This window comes from Enterobacter sp. 237C8, from assembly GCF_034106865.1.
GTDB classification, from domain to species: domain Bacteria; phylum Pseudomonadota; class Gammaproteobacteria; order Enterobacterales; family Enterobacteriaceae; genus Enterobacter; species Enterobacter asburiae_B.
This window is the reverse complement of the sequence record NZ_JAWNDF010000001.1, coordinates 1,961,729-1,973,591: the sequence shown is the minus strand read 5'-3', so window position 1 is coordinate 1,973,591 and position 11,863 is coordinate 1,961,729. Positions and strand designations below refer to the sequence as shown.

14 protein-coding genes and 1 pseudogene are annotated in these 11,863 nt (G+C 58.1%); 2 read left to right on the top strand and 13 right to left on the bottom strand.

Annotation, left to right across the window (positions count from 1 at the left end):
• Positions 1-119 precede the first annotated feature (119 nt).
• From fliR to fliF, 13 genes and pseudogenes are all read right to left on the bottom strand, one after another.
• Positions 120-912, bottom strand: a pseudogene (gene fliR / locus USF70_RS09575) (flagellar biosynthetic protein FliR); the annotation flags it as partial.
• 7 nt (positions 913-919) lie between these two features.
• Positions 920-1,189, bottom strand: coding sequence for a flagellar biosynthesis protein FliQ (fliQ, locus tag USF70_RS09570; RefSeq protein WP_008500315.1), 270 nt, complete (start codon positions 1,187-1,189; stop codon positions 920-922).
• Between the two features lie 9 nt (positions 1,190-1,198).
• Positions 1,199-1,936 carry a flagellar type III secretion system pore protein FliP gene (gene fliP, locus USF70_RS09565; RefSeq protein WP_033145903.1) on the bottom strand — a complete coding sequence of 246 codons (738 nt, stop codon included), beginning with the start codon at positions 1,934-1,936 and terminating at the stop codon, positions 1,199-1,201.
• On the bottom strand, positions 1,936-2,310 hold the full coding sequence (gene fliO, locus USF70_RS09560; protein ID WP_023312309.1) for a flagellar biosynthetic protein FliO: 375 nt from the start codon (positions 2,308-2,310) through the stop codon (positions 1,936-1,938). Before fliO ends, fliP begins: the two co-directional genes overlap by 1 nt.
• Positions 2,311-2,312: 2 nt before the next feature.
• Positions 2,313-2,726, bottom strand: coding sequence for a flagellar motor switch protein FliN (fliN, locus tag USF70_RS09555; RefSeq protein ID WP_023312308.1), 414 nt, complete (start codon positions 2,724-2,726; stop codon positions 2,313-2,315).
• Complete coding sequence (gene fliM, locus USF70_RS09550; RefSeq protein ID WP_023336184.1) at positions 2,723-3,727, bottom strand: flagellar motor switch protein FliM; 1,005 nt, start codon at positions 3,725-3,727, stop codon at positions 2,723-2,725. The genes fliN and fliM overlap by 4 nt, the downstream gene beginning before the upstream one ends.
• Positions 3,728-3,731: 4 nt before the next feature.
• Complete coding sequence (fliL, locus tag USF70_RS09545) at positions 3,732-4,202, bottom strand: flagellar basal body-associated protein FliL (RefSeq protein ID WP_023312306.1); 471 nt, start codon at positions 4,200-4,202, stop codon at positions 3,732-3,734.
• Between the two features lie 106 nt (positions 4,203-4,308).
• Complete coding sequence (gene fliK / locus USF70_RS09540) at positions 4,309-5,544, bottom strand: flagellar hook length control protein FliK (protein WP_320735565.1); 1,236 nt, start codon at positions 5,542-5,544, stop codon at positions 4,309-4,311.
• Positions 5,541-5,984 (bottom strand): flagellar export protein FliJ, encoded by a 444-nt coding sequence (fliJ, locus tag USF70_RS09535; protein WP_023312304.1) that lies wholly within the window; start codon positions 5,982-5,984, stop codon positions 5,541-5,543. The genes fliK and fliJ overlap by 4 nt, the downstream gene beginning before the upstream one ends.
• A 21-nt stretch (positions 5,985-6,005) precedes the next feature.
• Positions 6,006-7,376 carry a flagellar protein export ATPase FliI gene (gene fliI, locus USF70_RS09530; protein WP_320735564.1) on the bottom strand — a complete coding sequence of 457 codons (1,371 nt, stop codon included), beginning with the start codon at positions 7,374-7,376 and terminating at the stop codon, positions 6,006-6,008.
• Positions 7,376-8,083 (bottom strand): flagellar assembly protein FliH, encoded by a 708-nt coding sequence (gene fliH / locus USF70_RS09525; protein ID WP_023312302.1) that lies wholly within the window; start codon positions 8,081-8,083, stop codon positions 7,376-7,378. Before fliH ends, fliI begins: the two co-directional genes overlap by 1 nt.
• The gene (fliG, locus tag USF70_RS09520) at positions 8,076-9,074 is read right to left on the bottom strand and encodes a flagellar motor switch protein FliG (protein ID WP_023312301.1); all 999 of its coding nucleotides are present in this window, start codon (positions 9,072-9,074) and stop codon (positions 8,076-8,078) included. Before fliG ends, fliH begins: the two co-directional genes overlap by 8 nt.
• Complete coding sequence (gene fliF / locus USF70_RS09515) at positions 9,067-10,746, bottom strand: flagellar basal-body MS-ring/collar protein FliF (protein WP_101744601.1); 1,680 nt, start codon at positions 10,744-10,746, stop codon at positions 9,067-9,069. Before fliF ends, fliG begins: the two co-directional genes overlap by 8 nt.
• Before the next feature lie 228 nt (positions 10,747-10,974).
• Here fliF and fliE point away from each other — a divergent pair, with 228 nt between their 5' ends.
• Together fliE and yedD are read left to right on the top strand one after the other, a co-directional pair.
• Positions 10,975-11,289, top strand: coding sequence for a flagellar hook-basal body complex protein FliE (gene fliE, locus USF70_RS09510; RefSeq protein ID WP_008500329.1), 315 nt, complete (start codon positions 10,975-10,977; stop codon positions 11,287-11,289).
• A gap of 74 nt (positions 11,290-11,363) precedes the next feature.
• The gene (gene yedD, locus USF70_RS09505; protein WP_047647421.1) at positions 11,364-11,777 is read left to right on the top strand and encodes a lipoprotein YedD; all 414 of its coding nucleotides are present in this window, start codon (positions 11,364-11,366) and stop codon (positions 11,775-11,777) included.
• Positions 11,778-11,863 lie beyond the last annotated feature (86 nt).

The window sequence follows — 11,863 nt, the reverse complement described above, 5'->3', positions numbered from 1 at the left end:
AAGTAAATATTAAGTATTGTGAGATGGTTAGAAACAATTAAACCGCGTCAGATATATCCTGGAAGATGTTTTACGCGTTTTATTTTAGGAATATCCTCAGAAAGACAATAGCAACAGTGAGGGCTATTATTTACGTGGCAGCTCGCTGACAATATCCGCTAACAGGTTGAATATCTCGCCGAATAAATGTTCACAGAAGGGAGCGATAAGTGGCATCAGTAATGACATTAATAAAATCCCAACCGTCAGCGTCAGCGGAAAACCAATGACAAACACCGAAAGCTGCGGCGCCATTCGGTTGAGTAAACCTAACGCCAGGTTGACGGTCAGCAGCAGGGTGATGATCGGCAGCGCCAGCATCAGCCCGTTGAGGAAAATCAGCCCCGCAGCGCGGGTAAGCGCGAGGAAAGCGTTGCTGTTCACCGGATTTTCGCCAATCGGCAGCGTATGGAACGTATCCACCAGCATGGAGATAAGCCAGAGATGGCCGTTGAACGACAGGAACAGCAGCATGGCGAGCAGATCGATAATACGCGCCAGCACGGGCATGTTGAGATGACTGCCAGGGTCAACAAACGTGGCGAACGATAGCCCCATCTGCAGGCCGATCAGTTCCCCTGCGGTACGCACCGCGGCAAAGGCGAGCTGCATGGTAAAGCCGACGGCGACGCCAATCATCACCTGCTGCAGGGCCACCCACACCGCGTTCGCCGAGAAGATCGGAATATCCACGGGGGGAAGAGAGGGCGCGACGATAATGGAGATGATGATGCCCAGCCCCACCTTGACGCGCTTGGGTATCGATTTCTCACTGAGAATCGGGGCGGTGGATATCAGCGCCATGATGCGCAGCATCGGCCAGAAATAGACGCCGAGCCACTGAACCCACTGGTCGCTGGTGAAGTGCAGCATCGTCAGGTCAGCCGATGATGTACGGCAGATTGGTAAACAGGTTGCGCATATAGTCCAGCAACAGGTTCAGCATCCACGGCCCGGCCACGATAATCGCCACGAACACGGCAATGATTTTCGGGATGAACGACAGCGTCATTTCGTTAATCTGCGTGGCGGCCTGCAGGATACTGATAATCAGACCGGTAACCAGCGCGACAAGCAGCAGCGGCGCGGCAACGGCAATTGCGATTTTCATCGCTTCCGTGCCCATCATCATGACCGATTCGGGTGTCATTGCCGTTCCTTAACTGTAGAAACTCTGCGCCAGCGAACTGACCAGCAGCTGCCAGCCGTCGACCAGTACAAAGAGCATGATCTTAAAGGGCAGGGCAATGGTCGCGGGCGGCACCATCATCATCCCGAGCGCCATCAGGACGCTGGCGATCACCAGGTCGATAATCAGGAACGGAATAAAGATGGTAAAGCCAATCTGGAACGCGGTTTTCAGCTCGCTGGTGACATAGGCAGGCAGAAGAATACGCATTGGCACCGCTTCCGGTCCCTGCATCTCGCCGGTGTTGGACAGGCGGGCAAAGAGGGCAAGGTCGGCTTCGCGCGTCTGGCGTAGCATAAATTCCCGCAGCGGCTGCGCGCCTTTATCCAGCGCCTCCTGCATGGAGATTTTGTCTTCGCTGAACGGCTGGTAAGCGTCGGTATAAATCTTGTCGATAACCGGCGACATAATGAAAAAGGTCAAAAACAGCGCCAGCCCCAGCAGAACCTGGTTTGGCGGCGCGGAAGGGGTTCCCAGCGCGTTTCGCAGCAGACCAAAGACGATGATGATGCGGGTGAAGCTGGTCATCATCAGCAGGATGGCCGGAATAAACGTCAGCGAGGTGATGAACACCAGCGTCTGCACCGGAAGCGACCAGCTTTGTCCGCCGCCCGCGAGAGGGGTGGAGACCAGACCGGGCAGCTGTGCATAGACCGCGGGAGCAAACAGGCCAACGCCCGCAAGCGTCAGGGATAACAAACGGCGCATCAGGATCTCCCGGAACGCTTAAGCAAACTCTTCATGACGGACTGAAAATCCGCAGGGGCGTCTGCGCGCTCGTCCACCACAACAGGGGCGGGCGGCAGCTTATGTAATACGCTGATGTTTGAGGCCGTGACGCCCAGGACCAGGCGCGCATCGTCTACCTCGACGATGACCACGCGCTCGCGTGGTCCCAGCGTGGTGCTGGCGCTGACCTTCAGGCCGCGAGCACCGGCGGTTTTACCCGCCAGGCCAAAGCGCTTCGCCAGCCAGGCGGCGATAAGAATAAAGGCAATAATACCGAACAATGCCCCGCTCACCTGGAGCAGAGGCGAGCCGGGAACGGCAGAAGGCTGTGATATTGTTGCCTGGGTTTTCATGCTTAACGGCTCAGACGACGCATACGTTCAGACGGGGTAATGATGTCGGTGATGCGTACGCCGTATTTATCGGCAACCACCACCACTTCACCCTGGGCAATCAGATAACCGTTGATCAGAATATCCAGCGGCTCGCCGGCCAGACCGTCAAGGGCCACCACGGAACCCTGCGTCAGGCGCAGCAGCTCTTTAATGGTCATGCGGGTGCGTCCCAGCTCAACGGTCAGCTTAACCGGGATATCCATAATCAGGTCGATGTCCTGCAGCGTGCCGCTGACGTCACCGCCGCCGAGCTGCTGGAATACGGCATCCGCTGCACTTTTGGCCGGGGGTGCTTTTTGCTCGTTTAACGCGTCAGCCCACAGATCGTCCAGTGCTCCGCTGTTCTCATCGGACGGATTGTTCATGTCACTCATTTGGGCTGTTCCTCATTCAGCGAATTCAAAATCGGGTTGATCAAGTGCTCAACGCGTAACGCATACTGACCGTTAATCGTGCCGTACTGGCTTGTCAGCACGGGGACACCATCCACATGGGCAATAATGCGGTCGGGTTTTTCTATCGGCAAAACATCGCCGGGTTGTAATTTCAGGATCTGAGATAACCGCAGCGGGATATCGGCGAAGCTCGCCACCAGCTCAAGCTGCGAATGCTGGACCTGGCGGACCAGGTTTTCACGCCAGTTCTGGTCTTCGTTGCGGGAGTTCTCCAGCGGCGGGTTCACCAGCAGCTCGCGCAGCGGTTCGATCATGCTGAACGGCAGGCAGATGTTGAACTCGCCGGTCAGGTTACCGATCTCCACGTGGAACGGCGTGTTAACGACGATATCGTTCGGGGAGGTGGTGATATTGGTAAATTTCACCTGCATCTCAGAACGGACGTACTCCACTTCCAGCGGGTTAATCGCTTTCCACGCGTCGCTGTAAGATTCCAGCGCCAGCTTCAGCATGCGGTTAATGACGCGCTGTTCGGTATGGGTGAATTCACGACCTTCTACTTTGGTCGGGAAACGCCCGTCGCCGCCGAACAGGTTATCCACCGCGATGAACACCAGGCTTGGCGAAAACACCACCAGACCGGTGCCGCGCAGCGGCTTCAGATGAATCAGGTTAAGGTTGGTTGGCACCGGCAGGTTGCGGGCAAACTCATGATACGGCTGAATGCGGATCGCACCCACCGTAATATCCGGGCTACGACGCAGCAGGTTAAACAGCCCCATACGGAACTGACGTGCAAAACGTTCGTTAATGATCTCCAGCGCCTGCAGACGTTCACGTACCACGCGACGCTGGGTATTCGGGTCATAGGGACGAATATCGCTATCGCCGCCAATACCCGGTTTAGGATCATCATTGTTATCGCTGTCGCCGTTGAGCAGCGCATCGATTTCTGCCTGAGAAAGAATACTGTCGCCCATGTCGTTACCGCAGAATGAATGCTGTATACAGAACGTCAGTGACTTCCTGCTTAGGTTGGCCGTTTACCAGCGGGGTCGCCAGCGTTTGTTTAATGGCGTCGACCAGCTTTTGCTTACCCACATCGGTAGCCAGCGCCGAAGCGTCCTGACGAGAGAACAGCAGCAGAAGGCGGCTACGCACTTCAGGAAGGTAATCGTTCAGACGTGAACGGGTGGCTTCATCTTTCAGGCGCAGCGTAATGCCAACGTAAAGCACGCGATCCGCATCACCCAGGTTGACGGTGAAGGTATCCAGCGGGAAGAACACTGGAGCCGGCGGAGGAGGTGCTTCAGCTTTGGCTGCAGCGGTGGTCGGTTCCTGCTGCATACGCCAGTAACTATAGCCCGCGGTAGCGCAGGCGGCGAGCGTGATCAACACCAGCAGCGGGATCCAGATGGAACGCTTACTTTTTTTGGTGATAGCGGAGTCAGTCATCTGATACGAGCTTCCTGTTTCGGTACAGCTTAATAAAGTGATTATCCCGTGTCCTGCTGTCGTCAAAGCGTGGAAAAGACGGGGATAATCACGCTACCTCTGGCGTTTAGGCGAAGATGTCTACGGCACTGTTACCGCGCGCTGCGGACTGCAGGGCGGCAGGAACAGGCAGTAGCTCATCGCTCTCTTCATTAAAACCGCCGGTGTTGCCGGAACGCGAAGCCTGGTGCTGCTGCTGGGACGAGGACTGCTGCTGCCCGGCGAAGCTCTCGCTGCTGACGCTGCTCTGCGCAAGCTGAATGCCGTTTTCCGCCAGTGAGGTCCGCAGTACCGGCAGCGCGGCTTCCAGTGCCGCACGAACATGGCTGTGCGCAGAGACCATCTGCAGCTGGGCCTGGTTATCATCCAGCTTAAGCGAAATTTGCACCTGACCCAGATCTTCCGGGTGCAGGCGCAGCTCTGCCGTCTGCTGGCCCTGCTTAGTGAACAGGGTGATGTGCTGGCTCAGGGACTGCTGCCATTCGTGGGTCCCCAGAGGCTGGCTTAATACCGGCGCGCTGGCGACGGTGGCGGCCGTCTGACTGGTCGCATGGCTGGACATAATCGGTGCCAGAGTAGCTGTTGGTGATGATGATGATGAGGACGAACTGGCGAGCTCCTGCTTCTCTGCCGCCGCGGCTACGGCCGGTGTAGCAGGCGCGTTGCCCTGCAGGGCCGGCTCGTGATTTTTCACCTGGTTCTGATAAGGCGTAGCACTCTGCGCTTTATCGTGGCTTCCCGCAGACGCGTTCAGGGACGATTGGCCCGCACCGTTTGAAAGCGTCGCGGAATTCCGCGTTGAGGTGGCGGAAACGCCCTCGCTGCCTGCCGCGCGAGAGGCGGTAGTTTGCTGCTGGTGCGGCAGCATCGCCATCAGGGCGCTTAATCCGGCCAGCTCTTCTTCGCTCAGCTCGCTTTTACCGTCATCTTTGCTGTTCGCCGCATTGAGCGTCTTCAGCGCGTCGCCCTTGGACAGCGGCACCAGCCCGGAAACCAGCGTATCAAGCGACGTGACGGGCGACGTTTCATCGCCGTTCAGCGCGGTCTGGCGCGAAAGCAGGTCGGCAATTTTGGCCTGCAGGGTGGTATCCCCTTTGGCGTCCTGAGCCACTTTTGACAGCTTACTGCCGGCGGCTTTCAGATCAGCCAGGGTCAGCGGCGCATCTTTGCCCTTGCCCGTTGCGTCCGAGAGGGCGCCCGCCAGCAGAGAGAGAAAGTCCTGTGCACCGTCGGTGCCTTTCCCCGTTTGCGTGCCGCCTGACAGGTCGCTGTCGCTCATCAGCAGTTGTTGCAGTGTGATCATTCCGGTTTCCTCATTGATGCGCGCTGGGCAAACTCATCCATTTTCTTCTGATCCAGACGGTTTTCCGCCAGGGTCGTTGCCGCGATCTGTCTGTCCTGTAAAGTCTGCCAGGCCTGCAGTCGCTGCTTCTTCTCGCGCCAGAAATTCAGCGCGGTATCGACTTTCTGGGTCCACTGGTTAAGCTGCTGGCGATGCTGATCTATCGCCTTCTCCAGCGTCTGGATAAACTGCTGATAGTTAATCCAGCGCTGGCTGCCAATGCCCTGTGTCATATCGGTATTGAGGTTGGTGCGATATTCATGCTGATAGTCGATCAACATCTTCAACTGTTCTTCAGCCTGCTGGCACCCGCGTCGCATTGCGCCTAGCTGCAATGCGGCATCATCAACTTCTTTTTCAGCCAGATCTTTCAGCGTTGATAACGCGCTGTTTTGCGCCATGACCTTCGCCCTCCACCTGTGTTACACCTGCGGGAAAATCAGCTCCAGTGCCTGAATTGAATCTTCCCAGTCGGCGCGTTCAAAAATGCCTTGTTGCAAAAATGCCTCCAGCTGCGGCCACAGGCTAATCGCCTTGTCGAGCATCGGGTCGCTGCCTTTGGCATACGCCCCCACGCTGACCAGATCGCGGTTGCGCTGGAAGCTGGAAAGCAGTTGTTTGAAGTTACGCACGCGGGCGTAGTGCTTCTCGGTTATCAGCGCCGTCATTGCGCGGCTGATAGAGGCTTCAATATCGATGGCCGGGTAGTGCCCGGCTTCGGCCAGACGGCGCGACAGCACAATATGACCGTCAAGGATCGCGCGCGCGGAGTCGGCAATCGGGTCCTGCTGGTCATCGCCTTCCGTCAGTACCGTATAGAACGCGGTGATGGAGCCGCCGCCGCTGATACCGTTCCCCGCGCGTTCCACCAGCGCAGGGAGTTTGGCGAATACCGAAGGCGGGTAGCCTTTGGTCGCCGGTGGCTCACCGATGGCCAGCGCGATTTCACGCTGCGCCATCGCGTAACGGGTCAGGGAATCCATGATCAGCAGCACATGCTTGCCGCGGTCACGAAAATCTTCGGCGATACGGGTGGCATACGCGGCACCCTGCATGCGCAGCAGCGGCGACACGTCTGCCGGTGCGGCGATCACCACCGAGCGGGCGCGGCCTTCCGCACCCAGAATATTTTCAATAAAGTCTTTTACTTCACGACCACGTTCGCCGATCAGCCCCACGACGATCACGTCGGCCTGGGTATAGCGCGCCATCATGCCGAGCAGGACGGATTTACCTACGCCTGAGCCGGCGAACAGGCCCATACGTTGTCCACGTCCCACGGTCAGCAGGGCGTTAATCGGGCGCACGCCGGTATCCAGCACATGCTCGATAGGGGTACGCTGCAGGGGGTTGAACGGTTGGGTGATCAGCGCGCCGGTTTCGGTGGTGTCCGGGGAGGGCAGTCCGTCGAGCGGTTTCCCGCTGCCGTCCAGCACGCGGCCCAGCAGGGCAGGACCGAGCGGCAGCTGTTTCCCGCTTTGAAGCCCATCGCCAGAAATGTTTTTGGCATACACGCGCGCGCCGGGCAGAATGCCTTCCACCTCTTCAAGCGGCATCAGGAACAGGCGCTGGCCGTTAAATCCGACCACTTCGCTTTCAACTTCACGCGTTTCCAGACCATCCTGACGCTCAATGACGCAGGTCGCGCCCAGCGGAAGCTGCAGGCCGGTGGCTTCGAGAACCAGGCCGGTGGCGCGCGTCAGTCGCCCATAACGACGAACAGATGGCAGTTGCACCATCTTCGTCTCAAAGTTGTCGAGCGTGGTGAGCCAGCGGGTGAGGCGCGCGGTCATCAGACGACTCCCGGTGCCGCCAGGCGGCACAGTTCCTGCCAGCGGGTGGCGACGCTGGCATCCAGGTCACCTTCATCGGCAGAGACTTTGCAGCCGCCGTGATGTAGCGACGGGTCGCCGCGCAGACGCCAGCCGTGCAGGTTAAGCGTCGCGCCCAGGCTCTCTTCAACGCGCTGCAGGTCGTCCGGATGGACGCGCAGCTGAGGTTTCCCGCTGAACAGCGGCTCCTGCTGAAGCAGACCCTGAATTTGTTTGATAAGCGCGGTGTTATCCACCACGGGCGTCTGGCCGATGACCTGACGCGCGGCTTCCAGCGCCATCTGCATCAGTCGCGAGGCAATCACGCTGTCCAGCGCGTCAAGGGTGTGCTGGAACTCGCTGACCAGCTGCTGCATGCGGGCATGGATCGGCGCCTGCTGCTGGCGCGCCTGATCGATACCGTGCTCTAACCCTTTCGCCAGACCTTCCTGATACCCCTGCTCGTGGCCTTTCTGGCGGCCTTCGTTCAGACCGGCGTTATAGCCCTGCTCGTGCGCCTGCATTTGCAGCTGCGCCAGCATCTGGGCCTGCTGCTCCTCTTCGGTCAGCTCGGGCTGCTCGACGTCAGGGTCAAGCTCTTCGGTTGCGATGACGGCCGGCGTGAACTCGGAGAGGGGAGGCGCCAGATCGTCCGGCGTCCAGCGCTTCCAGGGCAGCTCATTAGACATAGGTGTCGTCTCCGCTGCCAATCACCATCTCGCCGGTTTCCGCCAGACGACGAACAATAAGCAGAATGGCTTTCTGTTCGTTTTCCACCTGAGACAGACGAACCGGGCCGCGGTTGGCAAGGTCGTCGCGCAGGATATCGGCCGCACGCTGAGACATGTTGCGCAGGAACTTCTCGCGCAGCGGCTGCTCGGCGCCTTTGAGGGCGATAAGCAGCGACTCGGAATCCACCTCCTGGAGCAGGCGCTGGATGCTGCGGTCGTCCACTTCGACGAGGTTTTCGAACAGGAACATCTCGTCGATGATTTTCTGTGCCAGCTCGCCGTCGAATTCGCGAACCGCCGTAATGACGGCCTCTTCCTGCTGCGTTTTCATCAGGTTGATGATTTCCGCCGCCGTTCTCACGCCGCCCATTTTGCTGCGCTTGAGGTTCTGACCGTCGAGCAGGTTGTTCAGCACTTCGGTCAGCTCCGCCAGCGCGGCCGGCTGGACGCCGCCGAAGGTCGCGATACGCAGCATCACATCGTGACGCAGACGCTCTTCGAACAGGGCCAGAATATCGGCCGCCTGACCACGTTTGAGGTGGACAAGGATGGTGGCGATAATCTGCGGGTGCTCGTCGCGGATAAGGTCGGCGGCGCTCTGCGGCTCCATAAAGTTGAGCGTTTCGATACCGCTGGCGGTATCGCGCGTTTCCAGAATGTCTTCCAGCAGGCTGGAGGCACGCTCTTCGCCCAGCGCCTTGACCAGCACGGAGCGGAGGTAGTCGTTGGCGTTGATGTTGAGCGCGGCAAACTGTTCAGCTTCCTGTTCAAACTCTGCCAGCACTTCGGTCAGCTGCTTGTTGGAGATCTGACGCACGTTTGCCATGGCCGCACTGAGAATTTGCACTTCTCGCTGGGAGAGGTGTTTAAACACCTCTGCCGCACGATCTTCGCCAATGGTCATCAGCAGGATGACGCTTTTATCGGTGCCCGTAAGCGTATTACTCATGTTCGTTACCCATCCACTGGCGGATGACCAGCGCCACGACGCGCGGATCGTTATCTGACATTTCGCGAATGCGCTGGCTCATGACCTCAGCGCCCATGCGCTGGTTAGCACGACGCTGCTGTATCTGTTCATCTTTGCTGAGGCGCACTTCAACCGCTTCTTCCGTTTCCTGACGCGTGTTCATCTGTTCGCGAGCCGCTTTTTCGGCTTCAGCACGGCGCTGGAGCTGCGGACGAACGCCCTTACGCCACAGCAGCCACGCGACAATCAGCACCAGCAGCCAGCGTCCTGCGGACATCAGCTGGTCGATAAACGCCTGCTGTTGCCAGAACGGCAGTTCACCGCCGGTCTCATCAACCGAGTTGAACGGTGAGTTCACCACGTTGAGGGTATCGCCGCGCTTCTCGGAGTAACCCATCGCTTCACGGGTCAGGTTTTCAATCTGCTTCATCTGCTCGGCAGTCAACGGCAGCGGTTTGCCGTCCGCCAGCGTTTTGTAGTTCACCACTACCGCAACGGAAAGACGCTGAATATCGCCCACGTTCAGTTTAGTGTGGCGAATCGTCCGATCCACTTCGTAGTTCGTGGTTTCGTTACGGCTGCTGGTGCGCGGACCGGCGTTACTGGTCGTTGAGGTGGTCTGCTGATTATTTTGCTGACCGTTCTGCTGATTGGCCGGCGGCGTAGAAATCGGTGCCGCGTTAGCCGGGGCAGGCTGGTTAGACAGCGCGCCCGGCACGCCGCCCGGGTAGGCACCGCCGACCTGCTCGTTCGAATTGATCTGGCGTGAACGCATCACCGCCTGAGCCGCATCGCCGTTCGGGCTGTACTGCTCTTCAGTTTGTTCTTTGTTCGCGAAGTCGATCTGTGCAGTTACCTGCGCGTGCACGTTGCTGTTACCCACGACCGGGCCGAGGATGGCTTCAATACGGCGCTGGAGTCGGCTTTCGACATCGGCGGCATACTTCAGCTGCGCATCATTCAGATCGCGACCGGCGGTATTGGACTGCGTCAGCAGGTGACCGCTTTGGTCAACCAGCGTCACGTTACCCGGCGGCAGACCGGCGACGGCGCTGGAAACGAGATGCGTCACCGCGCTGATTTGCCCTTCGTCCAGCGCGCGGCCGGGTTCAAGGTTCACGGTAACGGAAGCCGAAGGTGATTTCTGTTCGCGGACAAATAAAGAAGGTTTAGGCATCGCCAGGTGCACGCGGGCACTCTTCACCGGGCCTAATGTTTCAATGGTGCGGGCCAGTTCACCTTCCAGCGCACGCTGGTAGTTCACCTGCTCGCTGAACTGGCTGATACCGAATTTTTCCTGATCCAGCAGCTCAAAGCCAACCGCACCGCCCTTCGGCAGCCCCTGCTGAGCCAGACGCAGACGCAGTTCGTGCACCTTATCAGCCGGGACCTCCAGCGCACCGCCATTATCGGCAAAGCGATAAGGGATGTTCATCTGGGTAAGCTGGGTGACGATGGCACCGCCATCCTGATCGGAAAGGTTGCTGTAGAGCGTCCGGTAATCAGGGCTTTTCGCCCACAGGACCATCGCTACAAGGATCGCAATTGCGGCAGCGCCTGCCACGATCAACGGGATTTTAGGATTCGCGCGAAGGCGGTTCATCCACTCGAGTGATTTATTCTGCGGCGCTGTCGATGCTGTTGCACTCATTGCGCACCTCTTAAATCCTGGTGGTTTACGTTATTCGTGTAGAGAAACAAAACTGACTCCCGGGTCGGCAAACACGACAAAAGTTCCATATTGATGGCCCTGCCATTATTTGATGATTCGTGATTTTCTATGCGTCAAATAACCTGGTTTTTTCATGCTATTTACCGCCATTATCTTATTGACAAGCTGTTAGTCTTGACCGCGTAAAAAACCATCCAGGGGAGAGTCATGGCTATACAGGGCATTGAAGGGGTAATCAGTCAGTTGCAGGCAACGGCGATGACGGCCCGTAATCAGAATGTGGCAGATCAGCAGCCGAGCATCAGCTTCGCGGGGCAACTGCATGCCGCTCTTGACCGTATCAGTGATACCCAGACCGCAGCACGCACTCAGGCAGAAAAGTTCACCCTCGGTGAGCCGGGCGTGGCGCTGAATGATGTGATGACCGATTTGCAAAAAGCCTCGGTTTCCCTGCAGATGGGGATCCAGGTGCGTAACAAGCTGGTGTCTGCGTATCAGGAAGTCATGGGGATGCAGGTTTAAGACCTCTCGATCTTCGCTGGCAGCCGCAGCGCTTTAATGCCACAATATTTTTTTCTTCGAATGCAGGAAAGATGATGAAAAAAATAGCAATTGCTGGCGCGCTGCTGGCACTGACCGGGTGCGTTCAGGTCGATAACTATAACGACGTGATCAAGCATCCTGTCCCGGCGCATCTGGCGGGATACTGGCAGTCGAAAGGGCCGCAGAGCAACATGGTCAGCCCGAAGGCGATTGCCACGCTGGTGGTGACGGAAGAGGGCGATACGCTGGACTGCCGTCAGTGGCAGCGCGTGATTGCCGTGCCGGGTAAAATCATGCTGCGTTCAGACAGTTATTACAACGTGACGCGTAAGCTGGATATCTATCCGCTGGAGCGCGATGGCTCGACGCTGGAGTATGACGGGCTGGAGCTGCAGAAAGTCGACCGTCCAACGGCTGAGTGTGCTGATTACCTGAGCAAGAATCCGCTCGAGAGTAAACTACCCTAAGGGTAAACGCAAAACGGCAACCTCGTTGCCGTTTTTGGTGTTTGCGCCCTCTCCCTGTGGGAGAGGGACGGGGTGAGGGCATCAGG